Annotated in this window: 15 protein-coding genes and 1 riboswitch; of the genes, 9 read left to right on the top strand and 6 right to left on the bottom strand. The window is 57.7% G+C overall.

From position 1 onward, the window contains the following. Positions 1-128 precede the first annotated feature (128 nt). On the top strand, positions 129-1,115 hold the full coding sequence (locus tag ACWNMW_RS04230) for an MsnO8 family LLM class oxidoreductase (RefSeq protein WP_449490140.1): 987 nt from the start codon (positions 129-131) through the stop codon (positions 1,113-1,115). A gap of 93 nt (positions 1,116-1,208) precedes the next feature. Here the strand turns inward: ACWNMW_RS04230 and ACWNMW_RS04225 are convergent, their stop codons facing one another. Then, positions 1,209-1,805 carry a superoxide dismutase gene (locus ACWNMW_RS04225; protein WP_009408394.1) on the bottom strand — a complete coding sequence of 199 codons (597 nt, stop codon included), beginning with the start codon at positions 1,803-1,805 and terminating at the stop codon, positions 1,209-1,211. Between the two features lie 124 nt (positions 1,806-1,929). Beyond that, entirely contained in the window at positions 1,930-2,895 is a 966-nt protein-coding gene (locus tag ACWNMW_RS04220; protein WP_449490139.1) for a DUF808 domain-containing protein, read from the bottom strand. 146 nt (positions 2,896-3,041) lie between these two features. Between ACWNMW_RS04220 and ACWNMW_RS04215 the strand changes: the two genes are divergently transcribed. Both ACWNMW_RS04215 and cls read left to right on the top strand, forming a co-directional pair. Continuing rightward, positions 3,042-4,619 (top strand): DUF7059 domain-containing protein, encoded by a 1,578-nt coding sequence (locus ACWNMW_RS04215; protein ID WP_449490138.1) that lies wholly within the window; start codon positions 3,042-3,044, stop codon positions 4,617-4,619. A gap of 5 nt (positions 4,620-4,624) precedes the next feature. Then, entirely contained in the window at positions 4,625-6,145 is a 1,521-nt protein-coding gene (gene cls, locus ACWNMW_RS04210) for a cardiolipin synthase (RefSeq protein WP_449490137.1), read from the top strand. 9 nt (positions 6,146-6,154) lie between these two features. On the opposite strand, the gene ACWNMW_RS04205 is transcribed toward cls, so the two are convergent. The 3 genes from ACWNMW_RS04205 to ACWNMW_RS04195 all read right to left on the bottom strand — a co-directional run bounded on the left by ACWNMW_RS04205 (position 6,155) and on the right by ACWNMW_RS04195 (position 7,303). Next, positions 6,155-6,421 (bottom strand): Txe/YoeB family addiction module toxin, encoded by a 267-nt coding sequence (locus ACWNMW_RS04205; protein WP_009408398.1) that lies wholly within the window; start codon positions 6,419-6,421, stop codon positions 6,155-6,157. Between the two features lie 3 nt (positions 6,422-6,424). Continuing rightward, the gene (locus tag ACWNMW_RS04200; RefSeq protein ID WP_449490136.1) at positions 6,425-6,688 is read right to left on the bottom strand and encodes a type II toxin-antitoxin system Phd/YefM family antitoxin; all 264 of its coding nucleotides are present in this window, start codon (positions 6,686-6,688) and stop codon (positions 6,425-6,427) included. 189 nt (positions 6,689-6,877) lie between these two features. After that, positions 6,878-7,303 (bottom strand): YjdF family protein, encoded by a 426-nt coding sequence (locus ACWNMW_RS04195; protein WP_449490135.1) that lies wholly within the window; start codon positions 7,301-7,303, stop codon positions 6,878-6,880. A gap of 383 nt (positions 7,304-7,686) precedes the next feature. Here ACWNMW_RS04195 and topA point away from each other — a divergent pair, with 383 nt between their 5' ends. From topA to ACWNMW_RS04170, 5 genes are all read left to right on the top strand, one after another. Beyond that, the gene (gene topA / locus ACWNMW_RS04190; protein ID WP_449490134.1) at positions 7,687-10,410 is read left to right on the top strand and encodes a type I DNA topoisomerase; all 2,724 of its coding nucleotides are present in this window, start codon (positions 7,687-7,689) and stop codon (positions 10,408-10,410) included. Between the two features lie 73 nt (positions 10,411-10,483). Beyond that, on the top strand, positions 10,484-11,218 hold the full coding sequence (gene tmk, locus ACWNMW_RS04185; RefSeq protein WP_295894948.1) for a dTMP kinase: 735 nt from the start codon (positions 10,484-10,486) through the stop codon (positions 11,216-11,218). Next, on the top strand, positions 11,215-12,432 hold the full coding sequence (locus tag ACWNMW_RS04180; RefSeq protein ID WP_449490133.1) for a DNA polymerase III subunit delta': 1,218 nt from the start codon (positions 11,215-11,217) through the stop codon (positions 12,430-12,432). The genes tmk and ACWNMW_RS04180 overlap by 4 nt, the downstream gene beginning before the upstream one ends. Beyond that, a complete protein-coding gene (locus tag ACWNMW_RS04175) occupies positions 12,429-14,081 on the top strand; it encodes an alpha/beta hydrolase (protein ID WP_449490132.1) in 1,653 nt (550 codons plus the stop codon). The genes ACWNMW_RS04180 and ACWNMW_RS04175 overlap by 4 nt, the downstream gene beginning before the upstream one ends. Positions 14,082-14,169: 88 nt before the next feature. Then, positions 14,170-14,649 carry an SRPBCC family protein gene (locus ACWNMW_RS04170; RefSeq protein ID WP_034500481.1) on the top strand — a complete coding sequence of 160 codons (480 nt, stop codon included), beginning with the start codon at positions 14,170-14,172 and terminating at the stop codon, positions 14,647-14,649. Here ACWNMW_RS04170 and ACWNMW_RS04165 read toward each other — a convergent pair. Next, positions 14,631-15,026, bottom strand: a complete 396-nt coding sequence (locus ACWNMW_RS04165; protein WP_314212859.1) for a DUF2218 domain-containing protein — start codon at positions 15,024-15,026, stop codon at positions 14,631-14,633. The genes ACWNMW_RS04170 and ACWNMW_RS04165 overlap by 19 nt on opposite strands. A 73-nt stretch (positions 15,027-15,099) precedes the next feature. Here ACWNMW_RS04165 and ACWNMW_RS04160 point away from each other — a divergent pair, with 73 nt between their 5' ends. Further along, positions 15,100-16,527 (top strand): amino acid permease, encoded by a 1,428-nt coding sequence (locus ACWNMW_RS04160; protein ID WP_299059443.1) that lies wholly within the window; start codon positions 15,100-15,102, stop codon positions 16,525-16,527. Between the two features lie 96 nt (positions 16,528-16,623). Further along, positions 16,624-16,723, top strand: a riboswitch (TPP riboswitch). Positions 16,724-16,738 lie beyond the last annotated feature (15 nt).

Below are 16,738 nucleotides of genomic sequence, written 5' to 3'. Positions count from 1 at the left end.
TTTTCGAGCTGGTACCTGTACTGACGTTTGCAGGCAATCGGCTCGGTCGGCGCGCTCCTTCCTGGCGGAATATCCTCAGGAATAGCCGTGTTTAAAAAGCGGATATTTTGTGAAACGGAAGGGTAACAATGCGCCTCTCAGCACTGGAACAGGTTCCGCTTTTTGACGGTTCGACTCCGCATCAGGCACTCGAAGACATGGTGTCCTTGGCTCGCGGATTAGAAGAGATGGATTTCCATCGCTTCTGGATCGCAGAGCACCACAACACACCGGTCTTTATGTCCTCCGCTCCCGAGTTGGTGATGACCCACCTTTTGGACCGAACCTCGCGTATTCGCATTGGTTCGGGCGGCGTGATGGCCATGCACCAGGGCAGCTTGCAGATGGCAGAAAAGTTCTTCACTCTGGCAACCTTGTTCCCCGGACGCGTCGACATGGGAATGGGACGTGCCCCCGGTGGTGACATGATTTCTGCCCGCGCACTCAACCAGGGGACAACGATCGATCCGCAATCGATCAATGCCCTAATCGACGAAACTTTGGCCTTCATGCGAGGGACTTTGCCGGAGGGGCACCCCTACGCCTCGGTTGATGTCTACCCGCGCCCCGAGGAGCTTCCCGAACTCTGGCTTCTGGGTTCTTCGGGCCAGAGTGCGGCTTGGGCGGGGACTCGAAACATGAACTATGCCTATGCGCAGTTCTTTAGCGGCCAGCAACAGCCCGAGGTTATGGACCACTACCGCGCACACCTGCCCGAAAATCTGGGTGAGGGCCAAGGACAGACCCTTTCCGCGCTTGCGGTGAGCGCTGCAGAAACTGAAGCGGAAGCCCTAGAACAGGCCCTTCCAGCATTGAGCTTCCGCATGTGTTTGCGACTGGGGCGCCCCGTGCGATTCCAACGACCCGAGCAGATGAGCGCCGAAGATCGGGAAGACGCACTGCGCTGGGCACAACGCGATCGCTCGATCATCATCGGTACCTACGACCAGGTCGCTCAGACGATTGCAAACTTCGCGCGGAATCACCGCGTTGATGAAGTCATGCTGATCAGCTACATCGCTGATGTTCAGCAAAAGCTTGCTCAGTACCGAGAACTCCAGAGGCGTCTGGGATAACGCCTGTTGTCGGTTCTGAATCTTGTCAGTGGAGAATGCCGTGGCCCCCGCCTTTAGGCGGGGGCCACAAGCTTTGAGGCTAATGAGCAGTGATCACAGGGCTGCTGCGAAACGCTGTGCGACGTTCTCCCAGTTCACAACGTTCCACCAGGCCTTGACGTAGTCGGCCTTGACGTTGAGGTAATCCAGGTAGAAAGCGTGCTCCCACATGTCCAGCATGAGCAGCGGAACGGTTGCAACGGGGATGTTGCCCTGCTGATCGGTCAGCTGGTAGGTCACGAGGCGCTTACCCAGGGTGTCCCATGCGAGAACGGCCCAGCCGGAACCCTGCAGTCCGAGGGCCGCGGCAGCGAACTGTGCCTGGAACTTCTCGAAGGAACCGAAGAACTCGTTGATGGCGTCGGCCAGATTGCCTTCGGGGCGAGAAGCGCCGTCACCGGTCATGTTCGTCCAGAAGATCGAGTGGTTGGTGTGGCCACCCAGGTTGAAGGCCAGGTTCTTTTCCCACAGGTTGATTGCGGCAAAATCGCCGGCTTCGCGAGCTGCTTCCAGCTTTTCCAGTGCGGTGTTTGCGCCGGCCACGTAGTTGGCGTGGTGCTTATCGTGGTGCAGCTCCATGATCTTTGCAGAGATGTGGGGCTCCAGTGCCGCGTAATCGTAGGGAAGTTCGGGAAGGGTGTAAACGCTCATCGGGCTCTCCTTACACTTAGGGGTTGATATCCCAAGCCTAGTACTTAAGTCCCTAGGTGTGGGCGTAGAGGTGGGCGAGTTCACTCAGCGCTCAACGCGCCCAGCAAAGCGGGGAGGCGAAGGCTCAGTGGCCTCGGCCTCGGCGGAAAAGAAGGGAAACCCCAACGACAACTCCGGTGATCAGCGAGCCGAGCACAATGCCAAACACTGCGGCGCATGCGGTCTCAACAAGCCAGCCAAGGAAACCGCCGCCCGAAGCGAGCGCGTGTTCGATCGTCGACACGACGTTGTGGAAGACTCCGACGCCCACCTTCGCGAGGTTCTCGATGACGAGGTGTCCGCCCACCCACAGCATCGCAACCGTTCCAACAACGCCGATTGCGTTGAAAATCTTGGGCATCACGCGCACAATTCCGCGGCCGATATTATCCGCGGGACCGGGACGATTGTCGTCCGGATGCGTCGCGCCCTTGGCCAAGCGAAGCCCGAAATCATCCATTCGCACCAAGACGGCAACGATCCCGTAGACAAAGAAGGTCATGAAGAAAGCGACTGCGATCAAGATCGCGACCCGCATCGACATGGACTCGGAGTTCAGTCCGTCCATGGAGACCAGCATGATCTCCGAGGAGAGAATGAGGTCGGTGCGCGAGGCTGAAGAAACGATGCTTTTTTCGAGGTCTTCCGCGCTTTGAGGGGCCGTATCTTCGGCTGAGTCTTCGTGTTCGGGAAGCCAGTGCAGGGCCTCGAGAACCTTCTCTCCCCCCTCAAAACACAGGTAAGCGCCGCCCGCAATGAGGAGGAAAGGCAAAACCTGCGGTGCAAACCACGTGAGTAGCAGCGCGACCGGCAGAATAACGACCAGCTTGTTGATCAACGAGGCCTTGGCGATTTTCCCGATAATCGGCAGTTCGCGCTTGGGGGAAAGCCCGGAGACGTACTGCGGAGTAACAGCGGTGTCGTCGATGACGACGCCAACCGCTTTGGCCGATACCTTCACCGCGCTTGATGCAACGTCATCAATAGACGAAGCCGTTGCTTTTGCGAGGGTCGCAATATCGTCCAAAAGTGCTACCAGTCCGCCAGACATCCACTCATCCTTTTCCTTGGGGACACAGGCATTCTAATGGGCGAGTGGGAGGGCCTGCGCGGTGGGGGAGGACGTGGGAATATGTGCGTGAGAACTTGCATGAATAAGTCGACGCAGATGCAGGTCAGGCGTGAGAAAGTAATGCTATGACGGAATCACTGATTGACACTCTTCCCAGTCCGACGCCGGGATTGGAACCCGGACTGATCGCGCGCTTGGCAGCAGACCTGGGTAGCGCCGGGTGGAGTGTTGACGCGATGGAAACCATGATCAGCCCGACGGCGCGCGCTGCGCTCATGCGCAATCAAAGGGTTCCTGCCGTTCGCGAACTTCAGCGGAAGGATTCCCCAGCTGCGGTGTTGACGCGATTTTTTGTCTTGGGCTGCGCGGAAAGTGGGGATGTTCTTGCGCAGGCTCTGCCTACTCTCGGGGTGCGTGGCGCGGTCGACTTGGGTTTGATTTTTCCCGCACTCGATGTGGATTCTCCCTCGGGTCAGCAACTTTTCAAAGCAAATTACGACCTGCGTCCTCACGCGGCGCAGCTTCAAGGTGGCCTCAAAAACTGGTGGATCCTGTCGGACCTTGGTGAAGACGTGACGGGAGAACCCATTCGTCCAGATCATGTTCTGGGAATTGGTGGGGCAACGACCTCGCTCTTGAAGGCGACGCTTCGAACTCCTGTCGAATCCGCCTTGGACTTGGGGTGCGGATGCGGAATCCAAGCCTTGTATTTGGCCACACACGCTACTCGCGTTGTTGCGACCGACCTGTCGTCGAGGGCCTGCGAGATCACGCGCTTCAATGCCGCACTTAACGGTGTCGAATTGGATGTTCGTCAAGGATCCCTCTTTGAACCGGTCGAAGGCGAAGAATTCGATCTCATCGCTTCGAACCCGCCCTTTGTTATCACCCCAGACTCACTTCGGACCTCGGGGGTTCTGGAATACCGCGATGGTGGAATGAGCCGCGATCATCTGGTGCGCACGGTGATCCGGGAAAGCCCGAACTACCTTAAGCCCGGCGGCGTAACGCAACTCCTTGCGAATTGGGAGATTCCCGGACGCTTGGGGCACCCTGACGACTGGGAAAATGTTGTGCGCTCGTGGGTCGAAGACCTTCCCGTTGACGCATGGATCGTGCAGCGCGACAGGCTTGATCCCGCTCACTACGTTGAAATGTGGCTTCGTGACTCCGGCCAGCAATTGCACCAGCGCGAAGACTACGAACGCGAATACGCCCAGTGGCTTGAAGACTTCGTCCAGGCAGGAGTCGTCGAAATTGGCATGGGCATGGTCGCCCTGCGAAAGCTCGATACGCCGCGCCCGGGCGTGTGTGAATGCGATGAGCTTGAAGGGGGAGAATCACCGTCCGGCGAAGACGTTCGGCGTGCGCTTGTATCCTTGCGGCTTCCAGATGATCTCAGTGAGCTTCACCTGTACTTTGCTTCCGATGTGACGGAAGAACGGCATTTCCTACCCGGAGCGCAAGATCCCTCCGCATTGGTTCTTCACCAAGGGGGAGGTCTTGGACAATCGGTTGCCTCGACCACTGCTTTAAGTGCCTTGGTTGGTGCATCGGATGGGGAGCTCAGCGTTGGTCAGATTTGCGGGGCGCTTGCAGCCCTGTTGGAATGCGATTCACTGCAGCTTCAAGAAGAACTCTTCCCGCAGGTGCGGACCTTAATTCGCTGGGGATTCCTTCGAGTTGAATCGGATCAGGAGTAACTGCGATGCCACTACCCGCGCCACTGAGCCATCAGCCGCCCCTGTGGGTGTGGTTCCTTGTCGGCACATTTGAATTAGTGATCCGACTGATTGCATTGGGCGTAGTCCCGAAGCGGAGGCGCGCATCCACGTCCACCGCGTGGCTTTTACTCATTTTCTTATGGCCAGTTGTTGGCGTTCCGCTCTATCTGATCTTCGGATCTTGGTGGGCAATGGGAAAGTCTCTGCGCTCGGATCAGAAGGCACACCAATTGGTGAAGGGCATTTTGGGCGAGGCTTCCCACAAAGCTCACAGCGGTGAAAACTCCCAAGAATTTACAGAAACTGACGAGGGTAGTAGCGCTCTGCCTGAGCGGACAGCTTCGCTGATGCAGCTCAATAGGAAACAGACTTCCTTCCCCGTCAGCAGCGGAGAAGTGGTTCAACTTCTCAATGACACAGACGAGACCTTCCGGGCAATGGCCCGCGAGGTCGATCGGGCGCAACACCACGTCAATGTCCTGTACTTCCAAACCTCGTGGGATCAATCCACTGATCCGCTCTACAAGGCTCTTGTCCGTGCCTGCGCTCGTGGCGTGACCGTGCGATTGCTGGTGGATCATCACGGGGTGCGAACAATTCCGGGCTGGCGCGATTTTTGTCGAGTCTTGAACGAATCCGGCATCCAATGGCACATCATGCTTCCCTTCAATCTATTCAAGGGGCAAATTCGACGGCCAGACCTACGGAACCACCGCAAACTCCTACTGATTGACGGTGAACTCGGTTTCATCGGTTCACACAATATGGTGGCCGCGGACTATGACACTCCCGCCTATCAAAAAGCGGGGATTGAATACCACGACACGTCGGTTGAAGTACGTGGCGAAATCGTTCGCCAGATGGAGGCGGTGTTCGCGGCGGACTGGTACTACGCCTCGGGCGAAGAACTAACGGTCGACGATCTTAACCTTGTCCAGGCAGAGCCAAGCCAGGGCAAACCGATGCAGATCATCCCCTCAGGGCCGGCATACCCAACAGAGCCCAACCTGCGGATGTTCGTCTCGATGATCTCGCAGGCGCATACGCATGTATCCATCGCCAGCCCGTACTTCATTCCCGATGAATCTCTCCTGACGGCATTGACAAGTGCAGCGATGTCGGGGGTTGATGTCCATCTCTATGTTTCCGAGCAATTCGATCAGTTCTTGGTGGGGCATGCCCAACGCAGCTACTACGGCTTTCTTTTGAAAGCCGGGGTAAAGGTTCACCTCTATGCTTTGCCCAATATGCTGCACTCGAAGTACGTCGTGGTTGATGGGGAACTCGCAGTAATCGGATCATCCAACATGGATTACCGCTCCTTCGGATTGAACTACGAAGTCATGCTGCTAGCCCAAGACTCGCATCTTGTTGATCTTCTCCTGGAAAACGATCAGCGCATCATTGCGCGATCTCGTTTGCTCACCATCGACGAGTGGGAAGCCCTTCCCTGGTACAAGCACTACATCGACAACATCTGCCGCCTGGGCAGCGCGCTGCTTTAAACCGTGGGGCTACTGGCCGTAGTGATAGCGGCAGGAGATAATCCAGAGGGTTTTACCGTCGTCGCTGATCTGGTAGATCAGGCGGTGACGTGAGTCGATCCGGCGCGACCAGTACCCCGAGAACTCGTAACGGAGGGGTTCAGGTTTGCCAATCCCCTCGTTCCCGTTGCGCTGAATGTCCTTGATGAGGGCGTTGATGCGCTTGAGGGTCTTGCGATCCTCGAACTGCCACCAAACATAGTCGTTCCAGGCTTCCTCGTCCCACGTGATGTGCATGGGTCAGTCCTCGTCGAGCTCAACGAGGTCGTGGACGACACCCTCACCAGCACGGTGGCGGGCGATCGATTCGCGCAGGTGGTGGGCATTTGCGGGGGACTGCATGAGGTAGACGGTCTCCATGAGGGACTCGTACTCGTCGAGCGCCATGATGACGGCACTCTCGTGGCCCTGGCGGGTAATGATGATTTCCTCGCGGTCGTTGATGACCTGGTCGAGGACCTCGGCATAACGTGCGCGCGACTCGCTGTAGGTCATGGTCTTCATGGAGGCTCCTCACTTCGTCACGTATGTACAGAACATTGTACAGGGGCAGTTACTGTGTCTCCAGTCGGCTCGTGATGCGCGGGGGACAGTGACTCCGTGCGATGTGGGACTGCTGACACGGGGCCTGCAGCGACGTCCATGCGCAGTTCATGGGGTTTACGTGCGTGCCGAGAGGTTAATGTGCAGTCCTTAGTGGCCGCGGTGGCGAGCTTTCGCTTTCAGGCGGGCGAGTTGGCGTTTCTCTTCAGCTTTCTCTCGTTTCTCCTGCCTGGTCGTGGAAGCTCGTTCGTGCGCCGTGCGTTCGCGTTCTGCTTGAATCGCTGCCTGTGATGCAGTAGAAGGAAGCGCGCGGCGAGCGAGGCGGGACGCTTGGCGCTGTGCGCGCTTGGGGTTGTGGTGCGTCGCCCGGCGTTGGGCCATATCGGAAGCCCAAGCGGCCTCGTCGAGGCGGGATAAGAGCGCATTTGCGTGAGCAAGAAGGAACTCGTAGAACTCCGTGTCTGAGGGCTGCGCGCCGAACACGATCCGAACGGCGCGAACACGATCGGCCTCGTGGCGCTCAATGACACCGACCCAGAACTGGCCATCGAAATATAGTGTGGATTCCGTCTTCATTACTCGTCTCCAGGTACACCACGGTGGACCCGATGACGCTGGATTCTGCTCGACGCAGCGACGGATGCGAGGCATCGCCCAGACTTCCTACTGGACTGTGCGGTTCGCGTATCAGGACTGACGCCTCCATTCTACGTCCTGTGCGCGTCGGTGTCGTTACTGGCCGATCGGCTTGCCGCCGATGGATATGGGTGCACGCTTGCCCGCAAAACGCCGCCTAGGCTTCGAAAATTATCCACAAAAGACGCGCGGAAAAACATATCGGTTCCCGGAAAGCTCCGTAACGCGGTAAGGTCCTACCCAGTGGTACTCCGGCGGCGTTCGCCATCGGAGGACCAGCAAAGAGTGCTACAAATACGAGGTAGCAACGGAAGGGACAAACAATGGCAGCGACCAAGCTGGTGATCGTGGAGTCTCCCGCTAAGGCGGCGACGATCGAAGGATACTTGGGACCCGACTACCATGTGACCGCCTCGATCGGTCACATTCGCGACCTGCCACAGCCCTCGGAGCTGCCCGCCGACATGAAGAAGGGTCCCTACGGGCGCTTCGCCGTCGACGTCGAGGACGGCTTCACCCCTTATTACGTTGTCAATCCCGACAAGAAGAAAAAGGTCACCGAACTCAAGAAGCTCCTCAAAGAGTCCGACGAACTCTTCCTGGCAACTGATGAGGACCGCGAAGGTGAGGCTATCGCGTGGCACCTTCTCCAAGTCCTCAAGCCCAAGGTTCCCGTGCGCCGCATGGTCTTCCACGAAATCACGAAGGAAGCGATCCAACGCGCTCTAGAAAATACTCGCGAGCTCGACACCGACCTCGTCGACGCCCAAGAAACTCGTCGAATCCTTGACCGTCTTTACGGTTACGAGGTCTCGCCGCTGCTCTGGCGCAAGATTCGTCCCTCCCTGTCCGCGGGCCGCGTTCAGTCGGTCGCAACACGCTTGGTTGTTGATCGCGAGCGCGACCGCATGGCGCATGTGAGCGCAGAGTATTGGTCGATTGATACCCAGTTTGCAGCTTCGGGCCAGTCTTTTGGCGCAAAGGTTTCGCACATCGATGATCGTCCCGTCGCAACCGGTTCTGACTTTGATGAAAACGGTCGTCTCTCCGCGAAGGCCACAAAGAACGAGGCCTTCCACCTGGACGCCCATTCCGCGCCGCTCTTCGCCGCAGCGCTCGAGGCCGCGCGTGATTCCGCGATTGATTCTGTCCAGCAGAAGCCCTACCGCCGTCGCCCGGCAGCACCCTTCACCACTTCGACGCTGCAGCAGGAAGCCTCACGCAAGCTCCACTGGAACGCTTCCTCAACGATGCGCACCGCTCAGTCCCTGTACGAGTCGGGCTTCATCACCTACATGCGTACCGACTCCACGGCCCTGTCCTCGCAGGCCATCAAGGCTGCCCGCCAGCAGGCTACGGAACTTTATGGGGCCGAGGCCGTAGCAGAGAAGCCGCGCATCTACGGCACTACCTCTAAGGGGGCGCAAGAAGCTCACGAGGCCATTCGCCCCGCCGGGGATCACTTCCGCACCCCCGCGCAAGTCGCCTCGGTTTTGAATCGTCAGCAGCTTGCACTTTATGACTTGATCTGGAAGCGAACCGTCGCTTCGCAGATGGCAGATGCCCTTGGCTTTACCGCAACCATCCGCGTGCGGACCGATGTTGAGGTCGAAGGTCAGCCTCACGCAGTGCTCTCCAGCGCCTCGGGAACGGTGATCACGTCCCCCGGCTTCAGGTTGGCCTACCAAGAAGGCCAGGACAAGGGACGCTACGACGCGGAAACAACCGATGCTGAGAAGACCCTTCCTCAGGTGAGCGAAGGGGAACTTGCACTGCTTGAAGAAGCGCAGGCGCAGGGACACCAGACTCAGCCCCCGGGTCGCTACACCGAAGCGACCTTGGTCAAGACCATGGAAGAGCTCGGAATTGGTCGCCCCTCGACCTATGCGGCAACGATTCAAACCATTGGTGATCGCGGCTACGTCACCCACCGGGGACAGTACTTGGTTCCCACCTGGCTAGCCTTCTCGGTCACGCGACTGATGGAAGAAAACCTGTCGAACCTGGTTGACTACGACTTCACGGCATCGATGGAAAACGATCTGGACCAGATCGCTGCGGGAAGCGAAGATCGCCACGAGTTTTTGAGCACCTTCTACTTCGGTGCAGACGGTAAGGGCGACGCTGACGGCCTGAAGTTCCTGGTTGAATCCCTGGGAGACGATATCGATGCTCGCGCGGTGAACTCCATTGACATGGGAAATGGCGTCACCTTGCGAGTGGGCCGTTACGGACCCTATATGGAAAAGGCCGATGGGACGCGCGCAAATGTGCCGCCCGAGGTCGCTCCCGACGAGTTGACCGAAGAGAAGATCACGGAACTCTTCGCGCTTGCTGCAGATGACGGACGCGAATTGGGAATCGATCCCGCAAGCGGACACATGCTGGTTGCAAAGAACGGCCGCTACGGTCCCTACGTGACGGAAATTCTGCCCGAAGAAACTGAAGAAGCGGAAGCTTCTGAAGACGGGAAGCCCGCGAAGAAGACGCGAAAGAAGGCTGCGGCCAAACCGCGCACGGCCTCGTTGTTTAAGTCGATGGATCTGGCGACCATCACGCTGGAGGACGCGCTTGCGCTGCTCTCGCTTCCGCGTGAGGTCGGTGTTGATCCCTCTGACGGTGAGGTCATTACCGCGCAAAACGGTCGCTACGGCCCGTACCTGAAGAAGGGAAGCGATTCGCGCACCCTTCCCAGCGAGGACCAGCTTCTGACGATCACCTTGGATGAGGCGCTGGAGATCTACTCTCAGCCCAAGCAACGAGGCCGCGGGGCAGCAAAGCCCCCGCTGCGTGAGTTTGGCGAGGACCCGGTGTCGGGCAAGAAGGTCACCGTCAAGGACGGTCGTTTCGGGCCCTACATCACCGATGGTGAAACTAATGTGACCGTTCCTCGCGCCGAGACCGTCGAGGATCTGACCGCTGAACGCGCCTACGAACTTCTGGCCGATAAGCGTGCAAAGGGCCCAGCTCCCAAGCGCACCCGTAAGACCACTGCGAAGAAGACAACAACTCGACGCACGACGAAGAAGACTTCGGCAAAGAAGTAAATATTCTTTCGCCCACCGGTCCAAAATGGACGCAAATGCCGGTGGGCACTGTCAAGATAGAGACATGAGATCAATGGGTAGTGGTGCACAGGCGGGGCGCGGACTCTTCATCACCTTCGAAGGGGGAGATGGGACCGGCAAAAGTACCCAGATTGACCGGGTACGACGCTGGTTTGAAGAACGTGGTCAGCACGTCGTTGTGACGCGTGAACCCGGTGGAACAGAACTGGGAACGACTCTGCGTCAATTGGTTCAGAACGGGCCAGACGACGTTGATCCCCGCACCGAGGCGTTGTTGTATGCCGCTGATCGTGCCTACCATGTCGCGACTTTGATTCGTCCGGCCTTGGAGCGCGGCGAAATTGTGCTTGCTGATCGCTACATTGACTCGTCTTTGGCATACCAGGGTGCCGCGCGAAGCCTAGGCGTTGACGAAATTCGCAGCCTGTCCATGTGGGCAACGGAGAGCCTGCTCCCGAACCTCACGCTACTCATTGATGTTCCGCCAGAAGTTGCCGCCCGACGTCGCGGCGGTGAACCAGACCGAATGGAACGCGAATCCATGGAATTCCATGAGCGCGTTCGTCACCAGTACTTAGCGCTTGCAGACTCTGAAGCAGATCGCATCGTTGTCATCGACGGTGTGGGAACTGAAGATCAGGTCTTCAGTGAAATCCGCGGAGTCCTTGAAGAACGCGTTGATGCCGCCTTCCAAGGGCTGCCCGAAGAATCCGCAGAAAATGCCAAGCCCGTTGAATCTCAGGCCACGCTCTGGGCTCTTCTGGAAGAGGACGGCATTCTCCTGTGAGTGTCTGGGACGAAGTGGTTGGCCAGGAACATGCCCTGGCGGTATTGCGACAGGCTGCTGACGCCGCCCGCGCAATTGTCGACCGCGCGTCCCAAGGAATTCCCGTTGACGATGCAGCACGCTCCATGACCCACGCGTGGCTTATCACCGGCCCCCCGGGCTCAGGTCGATCCGTTGCTGCCATGGCTTTTGCAGCCTCCTTACAGTGCACGGGGGATGTCCCAGGGTGTGGTCAGTGCCCGGGATGCGTCACAACTCTGGCTCGGACAAATGGGGACGTGACAATCCTCAGCACGGAATCAACCCAGATTCGCATCGATGAAGTGCGACAAATCGTTGTGCGCGCGCAGACAGCTCCTTCGCAGGGACGCTGGCGAGTCATCGTCATCGAAGATGCGGACCGCATGATGGAACGCACCGCGAATGTTCTTCTCAAGGCAGTTGAGGAACCTCCCGAACGCACCGTGTGGCTGCTGTGTGCGCCCAGTGCAGAAGACATGATCACAACGATTCGTTCACGATGCCGCCACTTGGGGTTGCGAATCCCAGATCCGCACGCAGTCGCAGATCTCCTCGTTCGTCGTGACGGGGTTGAACCCGCGGATGCACTTTCTGCTGCCCGCGCAGCCCAATCGCATATCGGCTTGGCTCGCGCGCTGGCCAAAGACCCACAGATGCGCCAGCGTCGTCGGTCAATCATTACTGCCCCAGCACAGGTGCGTTCCGTCGGCGAAGCTGTTTTTGCCGCCGAAGACCTGCATTCCATTGCGAAAGCTCAGGCAGAATCTCAATCTGAAGAACGTAATGCCCGCGAAAAAGCTGAACTTATGCGTCAGCTCGGAATGGAAGAAGGCCAAACCCCGGCCTCGCACCAGCGTGCACGCATTCGCGAGCTCGAGGACGAACAGAAACGGCGCTCGAAGCGCGCTATTCAAGACGCGCTCGATCGAGCGCTTGTTGATCTTCTAGGGATTTACCGTGACGTTCTCATGCGTCAACTGGGAAGCGACCAAGAACCTATTAACGATGACTGCGTGGACCTCATCGAAGAACTTGCTACGCGCTCAACGCCGCAGCAGACCATGACCCGCGTCCAAGCGATTGAGGAAGCTCGAAAGCGGCTGACAACGAACATGTCAGTGCCTCTGATTTTGGAAGCGATGACGCTCTCGCTTCGACCGCAGGTCAAAACATCTAATAGGGTAGGGGCATGAACTCACGCTCTCGCTTGATTGTCGCCGTCCTCGTGGTGCTTGCGCTCGCATCGAATTTCGGTGTTGCGTACTACTTCAAGGGCTCGATCGATAGCTTTGCAGAGGCGGCTGCCGCCGTCAGCCCGAACAATCAGAACAAGGTGACGGTTCCACACAGCGCTGATCCTCTTCCCGGGAAGCCGACGAAGGACCAGTTCTACTCTCAGCCCCTCAATTGGCGACAGTGTGAGGTTTCGGAAATCACCAGCAACGGCGTCGCTGCGCCGCGCGACATTGACAAGTATCAGTGCGCGTCGCTGACCGCGCCTCTGGACTGGGAAAACCTTGACGGGAATCAAATCACTCTTGCCTTGGCGATCCACCGCACCGATCAGAGTGAAGGCAAAGCTCTTTTCTTTAATCTCGGTGGTCCCGGTGGGGCAGCCGTGTCCTCGATTGTCTCCCAAGTCAACAGTTCCTTAGGAAATGGGCTTGTCGGGGCTTTCGACATCGTAGCTCTGGACCCGCGAGGGGTAGGTGCATCTACTCCTGTTCGCTGCCTGAGCGACGAAGACCGCGACAAGCAGGCAGCTGGTACAGGCAGCGATAAAGACCCGAATGCAACTCCTGCTCAACTTATTGAACAGGCAAAGAAAGATTCTGCTGACCTCGCCAAGGGATGCCAGGATCTAAGTGGAAACCTGTATAAGCATGTTGACACGGTCAATGCGGCGAAGGACTTTGACATGGTCCGCGCGCTGCTGGGACAGGACAAGTTCAATTACCTGGGTTACTCCTATGGAACATTCCTCGGTGCAACCTACGCAGGACTTTTCCCAACAAACGTTGGACACATGGTCCTTGATGGTGCGGTCGATCCTGCAGTACAAGGCGATGACCTCGCGGCCATGCAGATGCGCGGTTTCGAGGCCGCTCTCCGCCACTGGGTTGAGGACTGCCAAGCCGGGCGCAACTGCCCGCTCACTGGCGATGCAGACGCGGGAATGCGAAAGATGAAGGCCTTCTTCGATAGCTTGGAGAATTCGCCGCTTGAGACCTCAGATGCGAACCGTCCTCTGACGCGCAATCTGGCGATGAGTGCCGTTATCGGACTGCTGTACTCGACCGAGACCTACTCAATTTTGACGCAGGCCATGACCTCGGCTCTGAATTCAAACGACGGCTCCATGTTGCTCTTCGTGGCGGATCTCCTCAATGAACGAAACAAGGACGGCTCATACGCCTCGAACTCGATGGATGCGATTGTCGCGATCAACTCGCTGGACTACTCGCCTGTCGGAAACGCGGATCAGTGGACAAAGGGCTACGAAACCCTGAAGAGCGAATTACTGGTCTTTGGTGAAGAAGCAGGTTTCACTTCAGCCGGTCTTGAGGGATGGCCCACCTCGCACGCGAAACGCCAGCCGATCAGTGCTGAAGGCGCGCCTCCGATCATGGTCGTTGGAACGACTCACGATCCTGCAACGCCCTACGTCATGTCACAAAACCTGGCCAAGGAACTGTCCTCGGGCGTATTGGTGACGTGGGAAGGATGGAACCACACCGCTTACTCAAAGAGTGGCAGCAAATGCGTGGCGACAGCCGTCGAAGGCTACTTCCTGCGAAACGTCGTTCCCACCACCGATGTTCAGTGTGGCGCTGACTCCTGAGACGCTTCCGGCTGCGGAGCTGGCTCAATACCTCCGCAAAATCTTCCTAGATCTTGGCAGTTGGGCCGCGGCTCGCTAACGTTGAGCTATGGACTTTTTCGGCGATGACGAATCAGAAACCCCAGGCCAGAACACGGACAGTGTTGAAGCTGAGGTCCTCGTTGACACCACCATCGAAGACGCGTGGGCTCTGGTTTCCGAACCGGGCTGGTGGATTAACGACGGTCCTCTAGGTGACCATGAGGTTGAACGCGACGATAACGGCGTGTACCACATCACCGATCCAGAAGCCGGGACATGGCTCGTCGAGAAGGTCGACGAAGACCCCATGGACGTTGTGACCTTCCGCTGGTACCCGCTGGCTAGCGACGAGTTCCCCGAGGAATCCCTGACTACCGTCGAGGTCTCTTTATCCGAAGAAAAGGGCAAGGTCGCACTTCACGTTGAAGAATTCGGAATCTCTGCCCTCAGTGATGACGAAGACGAGGCCTATCAGCTTTGGGAAAATGAGGCCGGCCTGTGGGACCAGGCTGTTGATAGCGCAAAGGATTACTTAGAGCGACGGTGACGCTCGATATCCTCAGCCGTCAAAGGACCCTGTGTGGATCCAGCGACCTCTTCTCCGGTCTGAGGGTCAGTCCTGACCCATGCGATTTCAAGCCCATCGCGGTACCCAAAGCGGGCTAGGTGAATCCCGACGACGGACTCCAGGTGTTCCACGGCCTCGGGAGAGGTCTCTAGTTCAAGACGTAAATGCTGGTCGGTGCACGAGATTACGCACTCACCGCTGGGCATACCCTCGCGAGTAAAGGCCAGGGTTCCGCGCGCTGATTCATCGTCCCACTGCGCGTCAATTTTCCGCCCCATGTGCGAGGCAAGTTGATGTCCATAGCGACGTGCGCGCTCGGTAGGAACATCGGCGATAGAGATCATTTTTTCGCTCACACAAGTTATTTTCTTCCATCTATCACGATGAGGCGTGCTAGCGTGGAAAACTCAGCTAGAAGAATGGACCAACATGAGCACCAGCGGACATGCTGAGGAGAACAGTGGTGAGGCCTCGGGCCGCCAGCTCCAACGCAACCTGACGAATCGCCACATTCAGCTCATCGCTATCGGCGGCGCAATCGGTACGGGCCTTTTCATGGGCTCGGGTAAGACCATTGCCACAGCGGGTCCCTCGATTCTCTTGGTGTACCTCATCATCGGTAGCGCACTGTTCTTGTTCATGCGCGCTATGGGCGAGATCCTTCTGTCGGACCGCCAATACGGGACCTTCGCCGATATCATCCGCCACTTCCTTGGCCCTTCCATGGGTTTTGTCATGGGCTGGACCTACTGGCTGTGCTGGGTTGTTACCGGCATTGCAGATGTCGTCGCAATCACCGGTTACGTCCATTTCTGGTGGCCGGATCTTCCCTCTTGGATCCCCGTTGTTGCAACCGCCCTCTTACTCTTTGCGCTCAACGCCATGACGGTTAAGGCCTTCGGTGAAACCGAATTCTGGTTTGCCATGATCAAGATCGTCGCAATCATCGCCCTGATCGTCGTTGGCGTCATTATGGTTGCCATCGGAATGCAAGACTCCAATGGCACGACCGCCGCAGTATCGAACCTGTGGAGCCACGGGGGACTCTTCCCAACGGGATTTACCGGTTTCCTGGGTGGTTTCCAAATTGCGATCTTTGCCTTCGTCGGTATCGAGCTTGTGGGAACAACGGTCGCCGAAACCGCCGATCCCGACACGACTCTCCCCAAGGCAATCAACTCGATCCCTGTCCGAGTGGTCCTGTTCTACATTTGCTCACTGGCCGTCATCATGATGGTGACTCCCTGGGATCAGATCGATAAGACCCAGTCGCCTTTCGTCACGATGTTTTCCTTGACCGGCCTGGGAATGGCGGCATCGCTGGTGAACCTTGTTGTCCTGACCTCTGCTGCTTCCTCGGCAAATTCGGGAATCTACTCTACCTCGAGGATGCTCTTCTCCCTCTCACTTCAAGGCGATGCAGCTCCCTTCTTCAGTCGACTCTCTAAGCGTCACGTCCCGCAGAACGCCCTGTTCCTCTCCTGCGTTTTCTTGCTCTCGGCCGCGATTCTTCTGGCTTTCGGTGACTCAATCCTGAGTGTTTTCACCGTTGTGACCGCGATGTCAGCGACCCTTTTCATGGTTGTGTGGGTTTTGGTTGTTATCGCCTACCTGTTCTACGTGCGCAAGTATCCCGACAAGCACCAGGACTCCGCTTTTAAGCTGCCCGGTGGTGTCTTCTCTGCCTGGCTGTTTATCATTTTCATCGCGCTTATGGTTGTGGTCCTGGCTCTGGAATCTGAGAGTTTGAAGGGATTGCTGATGTCGGCTGCGTGGATGGTCATCATTACCGTGGTCGGTGTTGTGCGTCGTCATCGCGCTCTTGATCGCCGAGGCCGCGCTCCGATTTCCGCGTAAGCCCAGCGTGCGCCGCTCCCCGTGTGACAGTGGCGTCTTTCTACCCGGAGCTGCACGATCTCTGGGCGCTGCCTTGTCGCGATGCGCTATGCTGACCGGGTAAGACAGGGGAGCCCACAGCGGGCTGAGAGTGCGAATGCAGACCCTTACACCTGATCCGGATTATGCCGGCGTAGGAAGTCGCAATCTCCGGACTGCCCTCATCCCGAGG

Source organism: Actinomyces sp. Marseille-QA0893 (assembly GCF_976954355.1).
Note: the sequence above shows the minus strand (reverse complement) of the source record. Positions and strands in the feature narration are given on the sequence as shown.